This is a genomic window from Photobacterium kasasachensis (assembly GCF_050336885.1).
GTDB lineage: Bacteria > Pseudomonadota > Gammaproteobacteria > Enterobacterales > Vibrionaceae > Photobacterium > Photobacterium kasasachensis.
Genome location: NZ_JAKJSH010000020.1, coordinates 99,548 through 122,439 on the forward strand (window position 1 = coordinate 99,548; position 22,892 = coordinate 122,439).

Annotated in this window: 17 protein-coding genes; 10 read left to right on the plus strand and 7 right to left on the minus strand. The window is 45.9% G+C overall.

What is annotated here, in order from left to right; all coding sequences use genetic code 11:
* Positions 1-16 precede the first annotated feature (16 nt).
* The 4 genes from L4D19_RS23870 to L4D19_RS23885 all read left to right on the plus strand — a co-directional run bounded on the left by L4D19_RS23870 (position 17) and on the right by L4D19_RS23885 (position 6,849).
* A complete protein-coding gene (locus L4D19_RS23870; RefSeq protein WP_428454537.1) occupies positions 17-1,216 on the plus strand; it encodes an MFS transporter in 1,200 nt (399 codons plus the stop codon).
* 144 nt (positions 1,217-1,360) lie between these two features.
* Positions 1,361-4,045 carry a DEAD/DEAH box helicase gene (locus L4D19_RS23875; RefSeq protein ID WP_428454538.1) on the plus strand — a complete coding sequence of 895 codons (2,685 nt, stop codon included), beginning with the start codon at positions 1,361-1,363 and terminating at the stop codon, positions 4,043-4,045.
* 172 nt (positions 4,046-4,217) lie between these two features.
* Positions 4,218-5,135, plus strand: coding sequence for a hypothetical protein (locus L4D19_RS23880; RefSeq protein ID WP_428454539.1), 918 nt, complete (start codon positions 4,218-4,220; stop codon positions 5,133-5,135).
* A gap of 82 nt (positions 5,136-5,217) precedes the next feature.
* Positions 5,218-6,849: a hypothetical protein gene (locus tag L4D19_RS23885; RefSeq protein ID WP_428454540.1), complete on the plus strand. Its 1,632-nt coding sequence runs from the start codon at positions 5,218-5,220 to the stop codon at positions 6,847-6,849.
* A gap of 98 nt (positions 6,850-6,947) precedes the next feature.
* Here the strand turns inward: L4D19_RS23885 and L4D19_RS23890 are convergent, their stop codons facing one another.
* Positions 6,948-7,349 carry a helix-turn-helix domain-containing protein gene (locus tag L4D19_RS23890; protein ID WP_428454541.1) on the minus strand — a complete coding sequence of 134 codons (402 nt, stop codon included), beginning with the start codon at positions 7,347-7,349 and terminating at the stop codon, positions 6,948-6,950.
* A gap of 86 nt (positions 7,350-7,435) precedes the next feature.
* On the opposite strand from L4D19_RS23890, the gene L4D19_RS23895 reads away from it, so the two are divergent.
* Entirely contained in the window at positions 7,436-7,930 is a 495-nt protein-coding gene (locus L4D19_RS23895) for a DUF2938 domain-containing protein (protein ID WP_428454542.1), read from the plus strand.
* A gap of 52 nt (positions 7,931-7,982) precedes the next feature.
* On the opposite strand, the gene L4D19_RS23900 is transcribed toward L4D19_RS23895, so the two are convergent.
* Together L4D19_RS23900 and L4D19_RS23905 are read right to left on the minus strand one after the other, a co-directional pair.
* Positions 7,983-9,497 (minus strand): Lcl C-terminal domain-containing protein, encoded by a 1,515-nt coding sequence (locus L4D19_RS23900; RefSeq protein WP_428454543.1) that lies wholly within the window; start codon positions 9,495-9,497, stop codon positions 7,983-7,985.
* 248 nt (positions 9,498-9,745) lie between these two features.
* The gene (locus L4D19_RS23905; RefSeq protein WP_428454544.1) at positions 9,746-11,839 is read right to left on the minus strand and encodes a methyl-accepting chemotaxis protein; all 2,094 of its coding nucleotides are present in this window, start codon (positions 11,837-11,839) and stop codon (positions 9,746-9,748) included.
* A 319-nt stretch (positions 11,840-12,158) separates the two neighbouring features.
* Between L4D19_RS23905 and yqfB the strand changes: the two genes are divergently transcribed.
* Positions 12,159-12,476: a N(4)-acetylcytidine aminohydrolase gene (yqfB, locus tag L4D19_RS23910; RefSeq protein WP_428454545.1), complete on the plus strand. Its 318-nt coding sequence runs from the start codon at positions 12,159-12,161 to the stop codon at positions 12,474-12,476.
* A gap of 34 nt (positions 12,477-12,510) precedes the next feature.
* Here the strand turns inward: yqfB and L4D19_RS23915 are convergent, their stop codons facing one another.
* Positions 12,511-14,967, minus strand: a complete 2,457-nt coding sequence (locus L4D19_RS23915; protein ID WP_428454546.1) for a Lon protease family protein — start codon at positions 14,965-14,967, stop codon at positions 12,511-12,513.
* Positions 14,968-15,139: 172 nt separating this feature from the next.
* Here L4D19_RS23915 and L4D19_RS23920 point away from each other — a divergent pair, with 172 nt between their 5' ends.
* The 3 genes from L4D19_RS23920 (at position 15,140) to L4D19_RS23930 (ending at position 18,381) form a co-directional block, all read left to right on the plus strand.
* Positions 15,140-15,856, plus strand: a complete 717-nt coding sequence (locus L4D19_RS23920; protein WP_428454547.1) for a PHP domain-containing protein — start codon at positions 15,140-15,142, stop codon at positions 15,854-15,856.
* A 144-nt stretch (positions 15,857-16,000) separates the two neighbouring features.
* Positions 16,001-16,459, plus strand: a complete 459-nt coding sequence (locus L4D19_RS23925; RefSeq protein ID WP_428454548.1) for a ferritin-like domain-containing protein — start codon at positions 16,001-16,003, stop codon at positions 16,457-16,459.
* A gap of 134 nt (positions 16,460-16,593) precedes the next feature.
* A complete protein-coding gene (locus tag L4D19_RS23930; RefSeq protein WP_428454549.1) occupies positions 16,594-18,381 on the plus strand; it encodes an ABC transporter transmembrane domain-containing protein in 1,788 nt (595 codons plus the stop codon).
* A 91-nt stretch (positions 18,382-18,472) separates the two neighbouring features.
* Here the strand turns inward: L4D19_RS23930 and L4D19_RS23935 are convergent, their stop codons facing one another.
* Positions 18,473-19,915: a cytochrome P450 gene (locus tag L4D19_RS23935; RefSeq protein WP_428454550.1), complete on the minus strand. Its 1,443-nt coding sequence runs from the start codon at positions 19,913-19,915 to the stop codon at positions 18,473-18,475.
* Between the two features lie 251 nt (positions 19,916-20,166).
* Between L4D19_RS23935 and L4D19_RS23940 the strand changes: the two genes are divergently transcribed.
* A complete protein-coding gene (locus L4D19_RS23940; protein ID WP_428454551.1) occupies positions 20,167-21,462 on the plus strand; it encodes a lipopolysaccharide biosynthesis protein in 1,296 nt (431 codons plus the stop codon).
* Positions 21,463-21,583: 121 nt separating this feature from the next.
* Here L4D19_RS23940 and L4D19_RS23945 read toward each other — a convergent pair whose 3' ends face one another.
* Together L4D19_RS23945 and L4D19_RS23950 are read right to left on the minus strand one after the other, a co-directional pair.
* On the minus strand, positions 21,584-22,243 hold the full coding sequence (locus L4D19_RS23945; protein ID WP_428454552.1) for a peroxiredoxin: 660 nt from the start codon (positions 22,241-22,243) through the stop codon (positions 21,584-21,586).
* Positions 22,244-22,441: 198 nt separating this feature from the next.
* Positions 22,442-22,892, minus strand: a 451-nt coding sequence (locus L4D19_RS23950) for a methyl-accepting chemotaxis protein (RefSeq protein ID WP_428454553.1), incomplete at its 5' end; no start/stop codon positions are given.

Sequence of the window (22,892 nt, forward strand, 5' to 3'; positions counted from 1 at the left end):
TCACACGGAAAGAACGATGAAGAATAAAACGATTCCATATTTGTCCGGGCGCTTTTTTGATGGTATCAGCTCTGGTTTGTTCATGATGGCGTTGCCCTGGATCATGTTGCAAGAGCCTGATATGGGTACGTTCGTGGCGATTACGGCACTTGTTTGTACGGGGCTATCATTTCTCAGTACGCCTTTTTTCTCGACACTGACAGATAGGCACTCTCGAAAAGCGATTTTGATTCTGGTGCAAATTGTGCAATCAGCAACGGCGATGCTGGTTTGCATTGTGTACTGGATGGGATTGGGGTCACATTGGGTATTGGCGTTTTCACAGTTAGTGTTCTGGGTATCGAGCAATATCGCCTGGAATGCGAACAACGCCTTCACTCAGGAAAACTATGAGCAGCAAGAGTACGCGAAAATTTCAGGTTATCAGGAAGTTGTCATGCAAGGTACAACCTTGGGGGCTGGTGCATTGGGTATTTTCTTACTCGAAATGTGGGGAATCGAAGAGTTTGCTGCGTTTGCGGCTATCGCATCAGGCATTGCGGCGTTGAGCTATATTGCGACACCATATCGTCGTCAGATCAGGCAGTCCCATAACACGCCGTTTCTAAGCCAGATTACAGAGACCAAAGGTATTTTTTCCCAGCAGCCTAGGTTCTATGGCTTCTTACTTATCTCTTGCCTGTCTTACCCAGTACTAACTTTTTTGGGAAAACTTGTTCCTATCTGGTTTGCCGAGCTAAGTGTGTCGGGAAACTGGGTTGCATTCTATAATATTGCCTTCGGCCTTGGCTCTTTGATGACGGGATTGTTGGTATCGCGGATATTAACCATGATGTCGCACCGAAATATCATGCAGTATTCAATGCTAGTTCTCGCATTAACATTGCTGGTAATGAGCGGGGTGATGCAGCCTCTGTATATTGTTTTGCTGACGCTTGGTTTTGGTTTCTTTAATGCACTCAATCGTATTGCCAGAACCAATTGGATGCACCACACAATCCCTATGTCACAACGCGGGCGTGTGGATGGCGGGCTGGGGATGTTCGCAACGCTAGTCCAGAGTCTGAGCTATGTGTTGATTGCTTTTCTTGCTCATGTTGATGCCATCGAATACGGCTTTGTTATTGCTGGGTTCATTGTATTGTTCGCGAGTCTCTGGATGCTGCTGATTGGAACAAAAATAGATGCTGATAATGAGCTTGCACCGCAGTACTGACAGGTAAAGGGGCGTGTCTTCCCTGTTTTATGATGTGGCTCGTCGAGAGCTTGATAACTGGAGGTGGAAGTTTGAGTTAGAGCCTTGATCTTGAAAGGTGTAAATGTTCTATTTATCTTCCTCGTCGGTTATCGGGAAGTAATTGTGTCATCTCTTCAGTCCTATATAGAGTATTTTCGTCGTTGCTACCGTGCGGATAGCAGCGACTTGTCCATTGCCAATATCACGCGAATAAGAAAAGACAGAAAGCTCTATATCAAAGATGAAGATCTGTTGTTAACCGGTACATTGCCACGGCTGCCAATAGCCGGGATCGAAGCTGAGGTATTGCTCCAGCAAGCTGATAGCTTTCGTCGGGAAAGACGGCTGATCTATGGCTGCTTCATGATAAAAGGGCAGCTTGAGGTCAAAACTGGATTTTCAAATCAACGCAGTATTGCCGCTCCCTTGCTGTATCTGCCAGCTACGCTATCGCATGATGAAGATGAGCATCTCTGCGCCAGTATCGATACCTCAGATATTCGCGTTAACCTCGATGTGCTTCGATTGCTGGTAAAGCCACACCTTGAAACCACCGTCGTTGATTCTTTCCCTGTACCAGTGTTTCCGATCACTCATGAACAGATAGCGCTTATTACCAGCTGGCTTCGTGAAAACACTGAAATTAAGGATTTGGATGAGCTGGCAAGATGGCCGCAGCTCGTTGACGGCGAAGATTTCTTTCGTCGTAAGACAACTAAATCAGCAACCATTGCTTGTATCAGCATGCTTATTTTGGCAGATCGGTCCCGTGGGGTACGGGGTGTGTTGCACGAGCTCAATCAGCTTATTGCGCAGCCCCATTTCGCTCGGCCTTTGACGGGTATATTCGAAGGGGTTGCAGCCCCTGCTGGGCAACCGAGCACTGCTGTCGACCTGCTTAGCTATAAGTTAAGCAATGCCCAAATACAGACTCTTGAGAATGCTGCATCACAGCCCTTGAGCGTGATTTCGGGACCGCCAGGTACCGGAAAAAGTTTTACCATTGCTGCTATTGCCATAGACCGGATGTTAAACGGGGAGTCTGTGCTGGTTGTTACGAAAACAGAGCAGGCGATAGATGTGATAGGCAAAAAGCTAAGGCATGACTTTGGTCTGGAAAGCGGTTTTGTCCATGCTAACGCATTGAGTTTTGTTAAAACGATGCGCCAGTATCTTGATTCAATTCTGTTCCAGGGAGTCGAGTGCAAAGACTCGTCACAGGCTATGAAGAAGCGGGTCAAACGGGCGAGAAAGGAAGTCGAAAAGCACCAAGCTGCATTTGAACGGTCATTGTGGGCTGCTCGCTATGCGGGAGGTGAGAATAGTGGTTCCTGGCTGCAAAAAGGCATGGCAAATATCTACCACTCGTTAAAAGACGAGCAGGTGTTATGGCAAAGCCATCAGGCATTGGCGAAGCACCGTCAGGCTTTTCATCAAATAGCGATGGATTACGTTAATGTCTACCGAAATGAAAAGCTCAGTGGCTTGTTAGACTCTCGCAGGCAGGTATTGCAAGATTTTAATCGTGCATTAAAGTCAATGAACTCGAAAACTCAGGCAGAACGTTTTGCCAAGCTGGATGTGAATACGGTCCTGGAGGCATTTCCGATATGGCTGGTTACCGCCGATGAGTTGAGCCAGTCATTGCCACTGATAGAGTCCATGTTTGATCTGGTGATTTTTGACGAGTCGACACAATGTGATATTGCCAGTGCGCTTCCTGCATTGCAGCGGGCGAAACGTGCTGTCGTTGTCGGCGATGCAAAACAACTAAGACACGTGTCATTTTTATCGAAAACGAAACAGGCTGAGTTGTGGAGGCAGAGCGGTTTTGCCGATAGTGCACCCGTTAAATACAGCTACCGCGATCAATCGCTGCTCGATATCGTTTCTGATTCGCTGGACTCCCAAGCCTGTGTGGCTTTTCTGAATGAACAGTACCGCAGTAAATCAACGTTGATTGCATTCAGCAATGCCCAGTTCTATAACGGGCGCTTGAACGTGATGCAGTCACGGCCGAGTGTATCAGCCCAGCCCGCGCTGTATTTTAGGCGCGTGGATGGCAAGCGAACGGCAACCGGACGAAATACCGTCGAAAAAAATGCGGCGATCGAGCACCTTTCCCAGCACTTTGACAGATATAGGCATGCGTCGATAAAGCCCACTATCGGGGTTATTTCCCCATATCGTGATCAGGCTGAATTTATCGAGAAAGCCGTCAGCAAGCAGTTTTCACTTGATGAACTTTATGCCTTTGATGTGCGTATCGCGACACCGTATGGTTTTCAGGGAGAGGAGAGGGACGTTATGATTCTGTCTATGGCGATAGACGCGCAATCTACACGGGCTGCAGCTTATCTGAATCAGGAAGCCGCCTTCAATGTTGCTATTACTCGGGCGAAAGAGAAGCAGATCGTTATTCATTCTCTGGCCCCAGATGATTTGAGTCCGAATAACTTATTTCGTCGTTATCTAGACTTTGACCACCAGGAAGAGGTTGCGAAATCAGAGCATGCGAAAGCATGTACATTTACCGGCGTACTAAAAGCACGGCTTGAGGAACTTGGTATGTCGGTCTGGGTCGGATTTGAAATCGCTGGGCAGGATGTCGATATAGTTTGCGAATATGGCGGAAAGATCCTTGGTATCGACCTCATAGGTTATCGCGGCGAGTTTGAAACTTCTTTTGATTTAGATACTTATCAAATGCTCTCCCGAGCAGGGCTTGAAGTGTTGCCAGTGTCTTATGCTATGTGGATGAAAGACAGCGAGCAAGTCGTAGAAGCTATCCGGCAGCGGGTTGGTTAGCTCCTTATCTTCACTCTGTAGAGTGATAAAAAAACAAGTTACTAAATTCTTTTATTTCAGGTTGTTAGAGTGTTGTTGTTTTTTTGTGGTATTTATTTGTCCTAAGTGCCTTACATAGTGGCTTATATATTTGTAATATAGCGCCAATAATTACAAAGGATTTATTGGCTCAATGAAAAAGTTTCCCCTTTTATTTCCACTCGTTTTAGCATCATGTAGCTCCACTAGCTTTGATAGTTCTTACACCCAGTCACCAGAATCTTTGGCTATGCCTAGTTTTTCTGATGTTAATGTAGAGAATGACAAGCAAGCATTTAAAATGCTGTTATCTCAGTTTTTGGATACAGATGAAATACCATTCAACAATCAGCAGTTTGTTGTTTGTAAAGAAATCGAAGGAGATGATGTCTACGAGTTTCAAGCTGAGCATATTGGTAGGTGGGAATTTATTGGTATAAAAAAGAAGGAAGAAAACAAAATAAATCAAGAGACATCGATTCTAGATGCCATTAATAATGAACGGATTAAAAACGATACTCATGACTTTACTTCTATTGAGTACTCTCGAATTTTAGCTGATAGAGAAGTGTGCAACGCAATTGACAACAATTTAGATTTGACGGGATTGACTTACGTAGTTGATACAGTACTTGCTTTTAAACAACCGGAAAATACAATACTTAATAAAGAATTTAGAGTGTTCAAAACTGAGCACAATAAGAAAATTAGTATTGGTGTAACAAAAAATGATATAAAGGTTGAGCCTGTAACGCAGGAATATATCAATCAACTTAAATTAAAAAGAACAGATTTTTCCAATGAAGGTTTTGATGGCTATAGCTTCTTGTACTCCTCGTATACAGCAGGCTATTTCGCAGAGTTTGAATACATGCCTGTATTCAATAGAGTTTCAACGAGTTTAGTACGTAAAGATAACAATAATAATGCGAAAGAGGTCTACTACGATAATGATAAGCAATCTATGGTATTTCGGTATAAGAATGGTAAGCCACATGGACTCTGGGAATCATCTACGGGAGATACTTGTTTTCAGAATGGATTGAAAACATTTTTGACTGATTGTAACTAACTCCTTTTCACTGAAATCAGCAGGTGGGTGATTTCAGTGAAATTCCACTATACTGATTAACTTAATAACCATTGACATTATTATGATTTCGAAAAATCACCTGCTCAAGCAGTTGGCTGTAGTTTTGCTTTGTGTAATTACAATTGGCTGCCAGACAACAAGTCAGCCAACCTTAAAGCCAGCATTTAAAGAACCTGTTTTAAAACTAACACCGGAAGAACCAAGTGTTAGTTATACTGCCCAGAGCAAGGATGCCAAGGGGTACATTAAAGTAGGTACTGCCAGCTATAAACATAATGAGCAATATACAGATACCTTTAAAGGGGAGTGGCAGACTTATTACGACCCTTTTTCAAAGAACATGCTTAGCTTCCCTTATAAAGGCCAATATGAGTCCTCGCTAACTGGCGCGGTGTATCGAGGTGTCTTTTTCGCTGTACCCACAAGGGGGACCTTAAAGGCTTACTTTGAAAGTGATCTTGATTATATACCGGCCTTTAATCAAGCTAATGTCGTTTTTATCGGTGAAGTTTCATTTAAAGGACAAAGTGAAACGTTGGTGCTATCAAGGGAAGATTATCATCATGGTAAGCCTTTGGTCGAAGGAGGCTGGGGAAACAGTTTGTACAAAGCTGACGCTGATCGTCTAGTTCAACTTAAGCAAAGATTAAAAACGGAACTGAATGAGCAAGATATTGCTCGCGATAAGATGCAAAAAGCAATAGTAAAAGCTAAGGAAAATGCTAGAGCTCGAGCTAAAAGTGCGTCATCAGAGTCAGATTATAGCGGCTTTTTTGCTTTTGCCGGAGCAATTGCAGCAGTAGCTTATGGGGCTGATGCAGGGCTTACTAGTGATAGTGCAGCAGCTTTAGGCGTCGGGACGTATAATCTACTTTCTGAAGGTGATGCAAGTAAACTGAATGATGCAACAAAATCGTTGAAGTATGACACTTCAGAGCGTGATCTCAAATTACAGTTAGATAAGGATATTGCTGAAATTAAAGCTAAGTACGCTAAACAGAACTCTGTTGCTCAACAGGAATATCAAAACGGAGTTGCACGCTCTGAAGCTAACAAGTTGAGACTAGAGAAAGGCCAAACTACACAGCAGCGAGCCAGTGACCGTAGTACGTCAACTGCTGTCGAGCGAACTGTTTCAGTATCAAGCTCTGCTAGTACTCAGTTGGCGACAACTGGCACTAAAGCAGTAGCAGTGCCGTCCAGCGCTAATGCAATAAATAGTTTGAGTAAAGATGCGCAGAAGAAATCATCATATTTTCTTCGCGTTGAAGCGGTGGCCTATTGCAATATGAAGAAAGGTGGCTGGAAGTGTGATGGGCCGTCTGGTTGGTCTATCGGCTCTCGAGTTAAAAGCTTATCTAATGCATTGGATAGATCTGGCTGTCGGAACCCGAGTAGCCGTCAGAATGCTTTCAGAGCCAACGAGCATCTTGATGAAACCTACCTTGAAGGGCGTATTGTCTATTGCGGTTTTCCTTTGAACAGTTACAACGCAACATTAGCCCAAAAGTACTCACTGCCGAACAAAGGATCTGATGCTTACGATAAAGACATTGCTAAGAAGTATTCACTTCCGAATAGATTACTAGTGACCAGAAACATATATAAGACACAGACACCAATGACAGCAACAAGTGAGTTATATCAAGCAGCAAATGGCTTGGTACCTAATATTGTTGAACGTACTGAATAAAGTTGTAGCTAATAACGGTACTGACTGTTCTTGGTCAGTACCGTTCCTCTAATCACCGTTATTTCTGAACATACTGTTTACCAGTACTGTTGGTTTTATCATAAATCAGGGTAATGTTTGACAGCTGTTAAGAGCTTTTGAAATGAAGGACAGTCTAAATGGTTTTCGGCTGGACACATGGCAACATGACGCATGCTGTCTCTGACGAGTTCCAGCTTTTTGATGGTTTGGTCAATCTCATTCGCTTTATGAGTCAGCATGTCACGGTCGACGGCTAGGTCACCCTGAGATGAAAACATGCTGGCGACTTCTTCCAGAGATAATCCAGCTTTGCGCCCAAGGTTAATTAGGGTCAATTTTTCTAATACGTCTTGTTTATATTGTCTTCTGAGTCCCTTTCTGCCAATCGAGCTAATTAATCCCAGCTTTTCGTAATAACGTAGTGCAGAGGCTTGTAGCCCAGATTTTTTAGCGACTTCACCAATATCAAGGTATTTCATGCTTGACCTAAAGTTGACTTCAAGTTGTATGATTTCGCCACTCTATCAGGTGGAATAATAGTTAACAACTTAAGGGTGAGGGTCAGATGAATTTCTTTTTGTGGAGTGAAGAGCTGTGGAGTAACGCTCTGTGGATTGGTATCGGTGCAACATTGTGTATGGATGCCTGGGCCATATTACAGAAGCAATTGTTTAAGCTTCCTTCTCTTGATTATGCTCTCGTCGGGCGTTGGACAGGACTGATGCTAAAAGGCCAGTTTACACATGATTCTATTGCCAGTGCAGATAAGGTTAGGGGAGAGAAGGCGATAGGTTGGATACTGCATTATGGCATCGGTATTATATTTGCTTTCATGCACATTGCTTTCTGGGGCGAAGAGTGGGTGCTGATGCCAACGTTTGGAGCAGCGCTATTGACGGGGATCGTGACTACAATAGTCCCGTATTTCATTATGCAACCGGCTTTCGGTATGGGGTTTGCGGCATCCAAAATGCCCGCTCAGTTCTCGGTATGTATGCGTAGTATGGCTGCTCATACTGCCTACGGTATTGGGATTTATTTGGCGGCAGTGATCATTTGAATATGCTGTTCTATCTCACTATGACACTGCCGAACAATTATTGAACAGCGGCTCAGATTGGCCGCTTGGTTGGTACACAAGCTTTGGTTTGCTCGATGGACTGACATTGGCCATTCATGAGGCCATGGGGTGTATTCATTTGGCAATCGTCACGTATGGTTTTGCTTGCGCATGCTGCAATAGCAGCCTTGGGTGGTTGGCGATGCTGTCTTTTCTCAGGTTTTCCTCGCTGCATATTTGTCGGTGTTTCGTTGTCGCTTAAGGCGTAGGTAACCGGCATTCGTTGCGTGCTATTGGGCTGTTGAACAAATTTTGTATCATCGCTGGTCACACAGCGTACATAGTTGTCGATACGAATAGCATCACCTTGTGGTCCTTTTCCTTGAGGGTATTGGTTGGCATCACCTGTTTTAGGATCACTACGCTGCGCACCTGCGCCATGAACATCGAGCCATCGGCCATGCATATATCCCATTGAACGCCCGAACGCGATGTAGACGCCATTTCCTTTGCCCCGGGCATTGGTATGGGTGGTACTGCTCCAGTAATTGGCATAATCAGTTTGGCCAGCTTCACTCACAATCGGTGAGGTACTGAAGATACTATTAATCGCAGCGCTGCGACTGGTGTCCGGTGAGCGGGTGTAGTCAACGAGTGACTGCAGCTCTTTGGCATTGGGTAAACGCCAGTTCCCATGTCCTGCAAGGTTTAGTTGTTCGCAGTAGGCTAGCGCACTTGGCCAGTTCATGGCATTTCGGCTATCTGACTTTTGCCAGGTCAAGCCTGTTGCGCTATCTGATACGGTGCCATTGTTGTTGTCGGTAAAGTGGTTGGTGCCGTAGTTGGTGTTGCCCCGTACCAGCAGGACATAGAAGGTCTTGTCGCCACGGGGCGTGCGGGTGCCATAACCTTTGATTCTGCCATCGATAAAATTGACGCCGAATACCGTATCTTCACCGTTCATTGTGGTAGAAACATATTTTGTACTGCTGACATACTGGCTGTCGATGAGACGCTCCCCGGCGTTGGTATCACCTGATGCAAACCCAAATACCGACGCATCAATAAACGGCACCATTGAAACAGCACCGCTGGCGCTTTTGACCCCGCTTGGGTCCTGGCCGTCGAACAGGATGAGCGAGTAGAGCTCTTTGATAGTCGGTATCCGCCAATCGGTATAGCCGCCGATACGTGCTTGTCTGGCGTATGAAATGGCTTCGCTGTATGTCATTTTATCGATATAGCTGATCTTGCCGTCTTTGTTTATATCGGTACTTTGTGCCCACATAAGCCGGGTGACATTATCAGACACAGTTCCGTCATGATTGTTGGTATAGCTTGGGGCAAACCCTTGGTATTGCGCATCTTGTCCGAAGGTTTTGCTATTGGCTGTCGGGCAGCTTTTTCTTTTATTGATTAAGCCGAAACATTGAGAAGAGTTGGTATCGACGATGGGGTAGGAGAGCGACGAGGCTATCGACAAACTTGGCTCTGTCGAGGCAAAGCTGGTGGTCATACCGGAGAAAAGGGAGCTGATAGCGAAGGCTAACAGAAAAACTTTCTTCATAACATGCTCCTGGAATAGCTGAGAATCGTGTGATATTAGGCGAATCGTGATTTGATAAGAGCAAGTGTACAGAGCGAATAAGCAATAAATGTGCAGAAATAACGAAAAAAATGTTCAAAGATCACTTTTTTTAAACGCCAGATTTCACAGTATTTAAGAAGGAGCTGGTGACAGTTGTGAAATAATAAAGCGGCCAGGTATAAATATCTGGCCGCTGGGATAGCAAAGATAAACGAGAGCTTTATTGTTTAGGTTTTAAACTTGCCCAGTTCTTTGTGAAGATCAGTTGCGCTTTCTGCAAGCCCTTCACTGGTGATCAGAGAGGAAGTCATGCTATCCATGACGTCTGTTGCCGTATCGTTGATAATAACCACATTGCGATTGATCTCTTCTGCTACTGCACTTTGTTCTTCAGCGGCTGAGGCAATCTGATTGTTCATGTCATTGATCACTTCGATGGCTTCATTGATTTCAGCAAGGGCATGCTGAGCGGCCTGTGTTTCCTCTTTGGTGTCCACTGCCTGTTGCTGGCTTTCTTGCATAGATACCATAATGGACTGAGTGTCTTGTTCCAGGCGGCCCAGCATAGCCCGGATTTCTTCTGTCGACGTTTGCGTTCTGGTCGCCAGGTTACGTACCTCATCGGCAACAACCGCAAATCCTCTACCGGCCTCACCTGCTCGGGCTGCTTCGATGGCAGCATTGAGTGCTAGTAGGTTCGTTTGATCTGCAATACCGCCGATCTCAGATAGCAAGCCCTGGATCGCGGCACTTGACTGGGCAAGGTTCTGAATTTGCTCTTGGGCATCATTGATGCGACCGGCTAATTCGCTGACGGCTGTTGCTGTGTTGTCCATTTGGCCCATGCCGCTGAGGCTGTTGGACTGCACCTGACTTGCTGCTGCGGCTGCCTGAACAGCAGAGCCGGCAACTTCCTGCGCCGATGCCGTCATTTGGTTGATTGCCGCTGCCAGAGAGTTCACTTCATTAACTTGAGCATTCAGCTTTTCTTTGGAGTCTTCAGCTTTTGCTTTTCCTTCCTGTGCGTTGCAACCAACCTGATCTGCCGTTTGTTTTACTGAGCAGAGTGTATCTTGCAGGCGAATGAGAAAGGTGTTGAACCAATGGGCAAGCTGGGCTGTTTCATCTTGCCCTTTTACATCTAGTCGGTAAGTCAGATCACCATCACCGTGTGCGACATCCTTGAATCGCTCAACAAGGTTTGACAGTACTTTGCCAAGAGAGTTGGCAATGAAGGCGATTGTGGCGATACCAAGAGCTGCAGCAATCAGCCCGGCAACAATACCTTTCTGAATAGCCTGGTCATTTTGGCTGCCAATCCAGCTTTCAAAAGCAGAAATGCTTTGAACTAACTTGCTACCCGGTACCGAGACCATCACGATCCACGGTGCGCCTGAAGTATCGACAGAGGTAATGGCATATTCTTCGGCACCGATGGTTATACGATCGATCCCTTCTTGGCGAGCGAGAGCCTGAATATGTGACCATTGTGATGACAGCTCGCTGGCGACCTTATTGCCAACCTGAGATGGCGTACCACTGTTAGCCAATACCGCCCCTTTCCAGGATGTGATGATGATATTGCCTTCACCATTGAATAAATCACGGGCAAGGTTTTCGCTTTGGCCCTGAAGTTCGGCCAGTGAGAGGTCAAAGCCCAGCGAGCCGATGATTTGACCGCCGACTTTGATTGGCTGGCTAATTGTCGTGATCAGCTCTTCTTTGCCACGAACCGGGTACATATAAGGTTCCATTACAAAAGTTTGGCCCGTTTCGTACGGCATCAGGTGCCAGTCGTCAGTGCGTTCGCCATTACTGTTTAGCTTTGTATTGCTAAAGCTTTCCATGGCAACAGGATCAAAACTGTTGCTGCTGTTCGGCGAGAAGAATGGGGCAAGGTAGCCTTTACTATTGATTGCTGCCGACGCTTCCAGCTCGGAGCTTGCAGGCCAGGTTTTCTGTTCCCATACCATGTAGCCGGCAAATACGGCGCGGTCCTGGGCTTCCAGGGCTGCAATAAACTGCTTCACTATGGTTTGGGCGCCAGCCCCGTTCTCGCCACTTAATTCAATAATCGAGCGTATCTGGTTGAGGTTGGCAAGAACAGGAAACAGTTTGTTGGCGATGGTTTTTCCCTGCTCAGAAGCGGTTGCTTTCAAATTAAGGTTGGTGGCATCACTCAGTTGGACAGTAACCTTTTCGCTCACTTGCTGGTTAACGTTGGTAAATGCCGTCGTTGTCATTCCCATTGCAATAAGTAGTGTAAATGCCATAGCAATACCAGCGCTAATGGCAATACGTGTTCGAATTGTTTTAAACACGAAATATCCTTTAATATTATATGGTTATTGTGATTCAGCTGTTCTTGTTGAGGCTGCGGCTTCATCGTGTTTTAGGAAATGAATAGTTATCGATGAAAAGGTATTAAAAAAGCTGAAATAGGATTATATACGAAACAAATTAACAGGATGTGTGGGTGTGTTAATGCTTTATGGGTATAAATTAAAGACTGTTAATGATGTTGGCTGGCTGAACTAAGTTGTTGTGTGACTGTTGAGGTATTCTTGATGATATTTTCTATTACTTGCTAGTGACTTGGGTACAATGGCCGCCCTTTGATAATTGATTAGAAGAATAATTATGACAACACCAACAACAATGACGTTCTTTGAACGTTTTGAAACCGACATCTTGGCTGGCAAAAAGACAATTACAATCCGAGATGAATCGGAAAACAACTATGTCCCGGGAACGGTTGTCCGTGTGTCTACATTGGAAGAGGGGCGAGAGTTTTGCTGCCTGGAAATCTTGTCGGTTGAGCCAATTCTGTTTGATGATCTCTCTGATTTTCATGCGCAACAAGAGAATATGTCTCTGCCGGTCCTGAAGGACGTTATCCAGGAGATCTACCCGGGCATTGAGCAGCTGTATGTTATCTCCTACAAGCTGTCACAGTAATAATGCCAGCCTGAGGTAATTCAGAGAACTAAAACTATCCTCTTTTGGGAGGCTTTGAGCTACCAGAGTTATTAAGCGCTTTATTCATCTGTTTAATACGGGTGATGATTGCGGCATTGATACTATTGGCGGGGTACTGATTCTTGGTATTTATTTTTCCCATCGCAACCTCGGTGAGGAGATTCATCACTTGATCAACATGATCTGCAACCCAAATATGGAAGGTGCCGTTTTGAACAGAGTGGCGAACGCTTTCGTTAACCATTAAATGAGCAAGGTTTGTTCTAGGGATGATGACGCCTTGTTCGCCGGTTAATCCTTTAAGATTGCAAATATCAAAGAAGCCTTCGATTTTCTCGTTGACCCCGCCAATGGCTTCGAGATTTCCATGCTGATCAATAGCACCAGTGACGGCTATGTTTTGCTTTATCGGGATTTGCGAAATTGCAGACAACAAAGCACAGAGCTCCGCGGCAGAGGCACTATCGCCATCTATCATTCCGTAGGATTGCTCGAAAGTGAGGGTGGCCGAGAAGGACAGGGGTTGCTTTTGCTCGTATTGCTCGCGCAGATAGGCCGTTAGGATCATGACACCTTTCGAGTGGCTCGGACCGCTCATATCCACTTCGCGCTCAATATTGACAACATTGCTTTGCCCGAGATGAACCACTGCAGTAATACGGCAGGGGCGGCCGAACATATTTTCATCAACACTAATAATTGAAAGCCCGTTGACCTGGCCAATTTTGCTACCCTGAGTATCGATTTGGTTAATACCGCGCTGGATATTATCGGTGATGCACTCTTTCAGGTAACCGCTTCTAAACTGCTTTGCCTCAATGGCTTGCTGAATCAAATTGTCTGTGATGACGGCCTGCTCATGTTGCCTGGCCAGGAAATCTGCTTCGAGTATAATTGCGCTGATATTGCCCCGGTGGAGAGTAAGCTTTTCGCCGTCTTCTGCTTGCCGAGCTGCAAATTCAATGAGCCTTGCCACGGCAGTTCGATCAAGCGGGCGTGCCTTTGCGTCAGACTGCAACTGCCCGATAAGCTGCGAATAGTGCAAGCATGACACCTCTGTGCGGTTGATTTCTTCTGAGCAGTCAGCCTGAACCTTAAAAAGCAGGCTGAATTCGGGATCGTATTGTTTGAGCATGTAGTACATCATGCGATCGCCGATGAGGATAATTTTGACATCAAGAGGAATGCTGTCGGGTTCAAGGCTGGCAATACTATTGACGCTAAGAAGCTGTTCAAGAGGCTGGAGTCTGATCTGGTTTGACAGCAAGGTACGTTTAAATACATCCCAGACGAAAGGCTTGTTGAGTAATTGAATAACATCAATAACTAAAAATCCGCTGTTGGCGCGGTGAAAGGCACCCGGTTTAATTAAGGTGAAGTTTGTGACAAAAGTGCCCAGCTCGCCTTTGTGTTCAATACTGCCAATTAAGTTCGCGTAAGTTGGATTGTCCTCATAAATCACGGGTGATGCGTCAATATCACTGTTATCAACGATGATGTTGACTTCGTAAACGGTGTAAGGGCTAAAGCTGAGTTTTTGACCTGTGTACTCGTTGATTTCGGTTTCAAGGCTGCCGTTAAAGAGGGAGATATTGTCGAGAACGTGTCTTTTTAGATTTTCTATATAGCGGCTAACGGAGTCGATGGCTAGCAACTCTTCTGGTAGCTGGCCAATAAGGTAGTCAACTGTTATCAACATATAATCACGTTCTAGTTTGTTTTTCTTCTCCTTCATTTCCTGATCCCAATGAGGGACCTGTTTTAGAAGGTTAACCAGCAAGAGGCGTAGCTCTTCAATTGATTTGTCTATAACTGCTTTCTCTTGGTCTGGCAGCTTGTCGAATTCTTCTTTACTGAGCACTTTGTCCTTTTTGATTGGGTGAATAAGGTAGCCGTTTTGTGAGCGCTTCAAGATGCAGTTTTGAGCCTTGGCTTTTTCCTCTATTGATTGAAAGGCAGCTATCTCCTTTTCGTTAAGTTCGTTCTGCAATCGGTCCGCATGTTGGACGTAGTCTTCATTTTGCAATAATGTCGGAACCGTTTTTTTTAATGCCTCGATGAGCTCATGTATTTCAAATTTCAGTCTTTTTCCCATTCCCGCAGGTAACTGAAGTGCGATAGGCTTGTTTCCGTCTCTGAAATTATTGACATAACACCAGTCAAAAAGCTGTTTGTCTGGATCTCGATGCTGAAGCAGGAGCTGTTGTGCAATGGCATGTTTGCCAAGTCCGGTAGAGCCCATCAAGAAGATATTAAAACCAGCCGACTGGACTCCTACGCCCAGTTTGATTGCATCTATTGCGCGATCTAGTCCGAGAGGGGGGCTACTCTGGTTGATGTCATCAGTTGTATCAAAATCAAACTGATTTGGATCGCAGGGATGAAAAAGCTCGGCTGCGGTAAGTTTTGTCGCTTGGGTCGGGGTTGCCTCCTTGCTGCGCGGGTTAGCCTTTGATGAAATACCTTTCATAGCATTGGATCACCTGTCATTGTTGTTGTATCGCTAAGTATAATAACCAATGGCGCTTGTTTCTGAGTTTACTTCTGAAATCCAGCTGTATAGGCCGGATGACTGAGGGAATGACTGCAAGGTTGCTTATTAAACCCACGCAATTTCTCCTATCTTTAATAGGGAGGTTGTTATGATCGAGTTTGACAAAATGTCTGACTTTTTTTCAGACTTTTATGACTTTAAGCTTCGGGATGAATTTATTTATCTCGACTTTCATTTAAGGACGACGGCTTCGGGGCGCTTTACTACCCTGCCGTTTCTGCTTGAGTTGCTCAAGGGGAAAAAGCATCTTATCGCTATAACCGATCATAACGATATTAGGGGGAGTATCGCTGCATGTGATCTCGGCATTAACAATGTACCCGGTATCGAAATAGGGTGTGAAGATGGTTTTGATCTTCTCATTTATTTCAAAGAGATCACTCAACTTGAGGACTTTTATTGTCACGAAGTCGAAAGGAACAAGCACCTTTACAGAATTACACGAACAAATAAAAACATTGATTACTATCTAGACGCGCTCGCAGGCAGGCCGTGCTATCTCTCAATCCCTCATATCAATGGCTTTGCCCAGCATAATTACCTGAAAAATAAACCTGATATTAAGAAGGTCCTCAATAGAGTTGATGCCATAGAGACGTATAACCACGCATTGCCGAAAAACAGGAATATCAACGCTCAGATCATAAGGAGAGTGTATCAACGGGATGCGACGTTTGGCAGTGATGTTCACATTAACCATGAGCTGCAGTCGTTTTACCGGTTATTGGAAAGCGAAGAAAAGCGATACCACAAGCTAATGGACAACTTGTACGAAAAGCAGATACCTAAGAGTATAAGTGCTTGATACATTAGTTGAAGCACAGAAAAGGAAACCTTATTGCGTCATACCTTGCCGCGTTTTCTCTACTAAAATTGTACTGATTACTTTCACTCTAGGCGGTAGCTACGAATCGCACGCTGGTGCCTTGTTGCAGACAGGTAAGGATTCATGATGAATGACAGTGAAAAACAACAAGTAATAGATTTGTTGAATAATATCATGGAAGTAGAATTGGCCGGTGTGGTTCGCTACACCCACTATTCCCTGATGGTGTTTGGCTATAACCGGATTCCGATTGTCTCCTGGTTGAAAGGTAATGCCAATGAAGGCCTTGTCCACGCCCATAGAGCTGGCGAAATGGTAACCTTGCTCGGCGGACATCCATCGTTGAAGGTCGGCTCTTTGCTCGAAACCCGAAAGCACGATATTGGCGATATTCTCCGGGAGAGCTTGGATCATGAGAAAGCGGCTTTGGCTCTTTATTATAAGTTGTTGCATCTGGCTGAAGGAAAGTCGGTGTTATTGGAAGAATACGCGAGGGAGATGATTGCCCAGGAAGAGCTTCACCTTGATGAGGTGGATAAAATGCTTAGAAAACCGGGTGATGTAAAGCCATTTGATAGTTAACCCTTCTATATTAACGCCAGCAGCACGGAAGCTGCCTGGGTATCGCGCATAATACATTGACCAAACACTTCTTTTCTAATCCCTCCTTTCCGGCGTATTATCCTTATCCCTGACACCCATTATCTCGGTAGGTTATGTCCCACGACAAGAGCGATAGCACCCAACAAATAAAAGCACTGAATCCACTACTGTCAATACTCAGGTTCGTGAAGCCTTATAAAACCATGGTAGCCGCTGCGCTGCTGGCCTTGTTGGTTACCGCCGTAGTTAGCCTGTCGATAGGGCAGGGGGTGAAGATGATCATCGATAATGGCTTTATGGCGGGCTCCAAAGAGCAACTCAGTCACGCCATTGGTGTGATGGTGGTAATGATCAGCATTTTGGCCGTCGGTACTTTTACTCGCTTCTATCTGATGTCCTGGCTGGGAGAGCGAGTTTGCGCCGATATTCGCAAGGCAGTTTTTGATCGTTTGCTCGCTTTGCATCCGAGTTATTTTGAAGAGAACCGCAGCGGCGAGATCATGTCTCGGCTAACGACTGATACCACATTATTGCAGTCAATTATCGGTTCGTCTTTCTCGATGGCGCTGCGCAGTCTCCTGATGCTGGTAGGCGGCTTGCTGATGTTGGTACTTACCAACTTGAAACTGACACTAATGGTGGTGGGCTGCGTGCCTGTGGTGCTTCTGCCGATGCTCTATTACGGACGCAAGGTTCGTCGTCTGGCAAGAGAAAGTCAGGACAGTATTGCCGATGTTGGTACCTACGCCGGGGAGATCATCCAGAATATCAAAGTGGTTCAGAGTTACACCCGGGAGAGCCAGGAAAAGAAAGCGTTTGGTGCCGAGGTTGAAAATGCCTTTTCAGTTGCACGACAGCGTGTACAGCAGCGCGCTGTACTTATCGCGGCGGTTATCTTTTTGGCATTTGGTGCTATCAGCATCATGCTGTGGGTCGGCGGTATGGACGTGCTGGCAGGAAGGATCAGCGAAGGTGAACTGGCTGCTTTCGTATTTTATGCGGTGATGGTTGCGATGTCAGTGGCAACGATTTCTGAAGTTTATGGTGAGTTACAGCGCGCCTCGGGATCGGCCGAGCGATTATTTGAGTTGCTGGCAGTTGAAAGTGCCATACAGGCACCACAACAAGTGGTGAAAGTCGACTCTTCGGCAGAGACTGTGATTGCCTTTGATGCGGTAAACTTCAGCTATCCGTCGCGCCTGAACAGTGCAGCTTTATCCGAAATAACCCTGTCGATAAGAAAAGGACAGGTGGTTGCATTGGTTGGTCCTTCGGGAGCCGGAAAAACGACGTTGTTTGAGTTACTACAACGCTTTTATGATCCGTCTTCAGGTGAGATACGACTCAAAGGAGCGCCGATCCACAAGCTCGAGCCTCAGGCACTCCGTCAGCAGATGGGAATGGTGCCGCAGCAGCCAATCATGTTCAGCGCAGATGTATGGCACAACATCCGCTATGGTCGTCCAGATGCCTCGGACGACGAGGTTATTTTGGCCGCCAAGCGAGCCCATGCCCATGACTTTATTCTTGAGTTGCCTGAGGGGTACAAAAGTTATCTTGGCGAGCAAGGAGTACGTTTATCTGGTGGGCAGAAACAACGTGTAGCCCTTGCCCGGGCTATTTTGAAGGATCCGGATATCTTGCTGCTGGACGAAGCGACAAGTGCTCTGGATGCCGAGAGTGAGTTTCATGTTCAGGCTGCCCTGAATGAGCTGATGGAAAATAGGACAACGCTGATCATTGCGCATCGTCTTTCGACCGTTATTCATGCTGATATTATCGTGCTATTGGATCAAGGCCGTATAGTTGCCCGAGGGACTCATTCGCAATTGCTTGAAGAGTCTACGCTGTATCAGCGTTTATGTGAGCTTCAGTTCGATACTTCTGACATCGAGAAATGACATCGAGAAATGACACCGAGAAAAACCGGCAGCTGTAGACATACTGTCGAGCTGCCTGATTGGTAAATGTATTAAAGAGTTATGGTCATCGTTACTGCTTTGGCTGTAAACAAACCTGAAGGTTTGCTGGCCGCATAGTAATGGCAAATTCCTCTTCTACAGCGGGTGAGTTACTCGGCTTGGTAATAGTAAAGTGTCTACATAGCATGGCTACGACCATTTTGGCTTCCATGAAGGCCAATGATTCACCGGGGCAGTGGCGCGCTCCGCCGCCAAATGGAAAATGGCTGGTGGCTCTGTGCGGGCAGGCTTCATGGCTGAGTGAGTCTTCAAGCCAGCGTTCTGGTTGGAACTGTTTGGCATCAGGAAATAGGGATTCATTTAGCCCTCCGAGCCGCGTCAGCAAGAACATGCTGGTTCCTGCGGGCAACTGGGTGCCGTCGAGCAGGGTTTGCTCGCTTGCCGTTTCGGCGGAAATCATGGGAGCGGTGGATTTTAACCGTAATGTCTCCCGTGCAACGGCTTCTAGGTATTTTAGATCTTCCAACCCTTCCACACACAGTGTACCGCCATTAGTAGCTATAACCTTGTCAGCTTCTGCAGCGATTTCACGCTGAACCTCCGGCATCTGGCGGATAAAATACAACATCCAGGCTATAAGGTTGGAGGTTGTGTCCTCACCCGCCAGAAGCAGGGTCAGAATGTTGGCAAACAATTCTTCATTGTTCAGGCGATTATCGTCATCGTTAGAGGCGGAGACCATTGCTTGCAATATGGTCTCTGGTGATTCTGCTAATTCGGGCCTTTGGTGCAGCTCTTCACGTGTTTGTTCTACTATTTCCAGCGCGTATTTTTCGACTTCGACCAATGCCTGATCTAACTGCCGGTCTTTTTTGAGCTTGATGTACTGCCAGTAAGGAAAGGGCATTTTGGTGCGGCTGTTTAGTTGCGGAAAGATCACTTCAAGGTGTGTTTGTAATCCGTCTTCGTCTTTCTCCAGTAGGCGAGTGTCATGCCCAAAAACCAACGTTGTGGTGATATCAACGGTAAATCGACGGAGATCATCGTGGATATCGAGAGCCGTCGACTGATTACAGCTGTGTAGTAGTCTGCGTCTGAGTCGCTCGGTAGTCTGTTCCAGTAACGGGAAGAACGAAGCCAGGCTTTTCTTGCTAAAGGCAGGCATGATGAGTCTGCGTTGTCGCTTCCAGTCCTCACCATTGGCAGAGAGCACCCCGTGGATACCTAACTCTTTGAACACGCGTTCCAGGTTGGCTGTACGGTTAAATGCCTTTGGCCGTCGGCGTAAGATGTCTTTTATAATCACAGGATCAGAGATAACGACGAAGATCATGCCAGCAAGATTGACTTTGTAAGTATCGTCATAGTCTGCCGCCCATTTTTCCAGTTGCTGGTGGAGAGTCGTATTTTTTACTTGCAGGAAGTTACCGAGTACCGGCCAGCCTTTGGGCTGAGGAAGATCACCCAGTGATCTTATTTCTTGCTGGTTGTTGCGTACTACTGATTCCGTCATGCCAGTTATCTCCGTTGTCGTTACCTACTTTGCAAGGGGCAAAGTAGATAATTTGAGTTGCATACAGATCGTACCAGTTGATAAGTATAGCCATGTTGCTGATATTTTCTTCAAAGAGGTGGGAAAACTGGCTCCTTTTATTTATGCATTCAAATGAGAATGCTTATTTTTCAGTTTTGTTGCCACTGCTGAGGGATTTGGCTGCATTATTGGAGTAACATGCTCTCATCGTCGCCCAAGTTATCAGTGTTATGGAAAATCTATCAGCGCAGAGTCTTCATCAAGAAGATGCATTGTCACGACTCAAAAAAGCATTTATTACCGGTATCTGGGCAACACTTGCCAGTATTTCAGTCAGTTTCTTGTTCAAAATCTGGTTGGCACAGTGGGTACCGAAAGGGGATTTGGCACTGTATAACAGTGTTGTCGACATTATTTCACTGTCCTTGATCCTGATGACAGGTTTTCGCTCGTCAATGGTAGTGAGCTACAGCCAGACTCAGAATGACCGCGATATTATTAATATTTTCCGGTTTAGCCTGATTGTCATGGTACTGATCACCTGGGGGCTGGTGATTCCATATATCAAGCATGAGCTGCATATTGATGTTGGGTATCTGGAGTTAGTCGGGGTCATTTTCAGCATGGGGCTTAAGGTTTACTTTACCAACCTGGTCGCCATGTATCGCCTCTACAGTATTTCTAACAAGGTGACCTGGCTTGAACCTGTAGGCAACGTTGCTTTGTTCTTGCTTTGCTATTACGCACTCCGACTGGAAGCGCTGTCGTCTTTGTTCTATAGCATGAGTCTCTCTTCGTTGGGGATAGCAGCATTTATGTATATTCGCCGCCGAAAAGAGATCGCGACCCGGCCATTGGCAACGGTACACCTTGATCCGGCGCTCATTAGTTACGTGAAAAAAAGTTTTACGGCTTCGCTGGAAGCCGGGGCAAGTATCTTGATGATATATATCACCGTATTGCTGACTATCAGCTATTTTAGCATTGACGAGTTAGGTGATTTTCAGGTTATTGTCCGTCCGGTCTTTACCTATATGACGATGCTGTTTGTGTTCCCGATATACCGTTTTGTATTGCCGGAGCTGGCTGTTTGCGTCCGCAAGGGGCAACATGATCAAATCAAAGCCATTCGACGCTGGGTCTTCAAGGTCGCCGGTCTTGTCTCTGCCGTGTTTTTTGTCACTATGTTTCTGTGGGGAGAGCATATTGTATTATGGGTATTCCCGGCAGAATACAAAAGCGCTGTGCCGGTGTTGTTCCATTTCTCTATCTTTTTTATTTTCATGATGCTCAATGCCTATCAGCTTGCCTATATCAAGGCACACGGTAACTTCACTCAAAGTTTATTTATCCGACTGAGCGGGATCATTACTTTGGTTGGTGCGTTTTACTTGCTGTCGCTATTTACCACCAATGTGGTGGCGATTATCGTCGCTCTTGGCTTGGGGTACTTGATGATGTTTCTTCTTTCTTCGGTTGCCGAGTATCGGTTAGTGAGAAGGTATCGTGACATGGTGCCAGCATAATCAAAGTAACAATTTCAGACTCAAGAGAAGCCTCATAGATGATTATGAGGCTTCATTGTTTTGGCCTGTATCTGCATGTGTTTCTTGCTTCTTTGTTATGGAAACCACCTGGATAGGGAAACTATTTAGGCTGCGGAACTATACGGATATAGGGTTTGGGCGCATCCCATCCATCTGGGAATTTTTGCTTGGCCTCCTCATCCGAGACAGCAGGAACGATAATGACATCTTCGCCTTGTTTCCAGTTTACTGGTGTGGCGACCTTATGTTTGGCGGTTAGCTGAATGGAGTCCAGCACCCTCAACACTTCATCAAAATTTCGTCCTGTACTCATCGGGTACGTGAGGATGAGTTTGACCAGCTTGTCAGGGCCGATGACAAAAACGGAACGAATAGTGGCATTGTCGGCGGCTGTTCTCTCTTTGGCATTTCCGCTGGCATTGGGGTGGATCATATCGTAGAGCTTGGCAACGTTGAGTTCGGGATCACCAATTAATGGATAGTTCAGCGCGTGTCCCTGGGTTTCTTCAATATCTTTTGCCCAGGCAGCATGGTCACTGACAGAGTCGATACTCAGCCCAATAAGCTTGCAGTTGCGCTTGTCAAACTCAGCCTTTAATCCGGCCAGATACCCCAGCTCTGTGGTACAAACGGGAGTAAAATCTTTGGGATGGGAAAACAGTATTACCCAATTGCTTCCAATCCAATCATGAAAACTGATGGAGCCTTCAGTGGTGTCGGCAGTGAAATCCGGGGCTTCATCTCCTATACGTAATGGCATGCTATGCCTCCGTCTACATCTTGTTTGGCTTGCTGTTTAAATGTAGTTCTCAAGTACCAGACTGCAAGCCGGAATGTCGATTCGTAATAAGAAAAATCAGTCATTCAAGTCTTGAATATCAGTCAGGTAAACGGGGAGGGGGATGCCAGGTTCATTAGTTACTGAATCAATGACTTAATGAACCTGGCGGGAGAGGTTTTAGGCTAGTTTAAATCGAGCGACATTATCTTGCAGGCTGACAGCCAGTTGGCTCAATTCTACGCAGGCCTGAGCTGTTTGCCCGGTACCTGAAGCCACCTCTGTCGACGATAAGCTGATGTTTTCGACATTGCGTCCGAGTTCTTCAGTGACAGAGTTCTGCTCGCTACAGGCACTGGCAATCTGCATGCTCATTGTTGCGATCTGGCCAACTTCCTGTTCGATTTGAGCGATATCATTGCCCGTATCTTGTGATTGTCCAACACATTCGTGGATAAGAGTGCAGCTCTGCTTGGTTGCTTCGCCTGCTTCTTTGGCTCTATTTTGCAACTGTTCAATGATTGTGATGATTTCACTGGTTGATGCCTGCGTCTTGCCTGCCAGTGAGCGCACTTCGTCGGCAACGACAGCAAATCCGCGGCCCTGCTCGCCAGCACGCGCAGCCTCAATA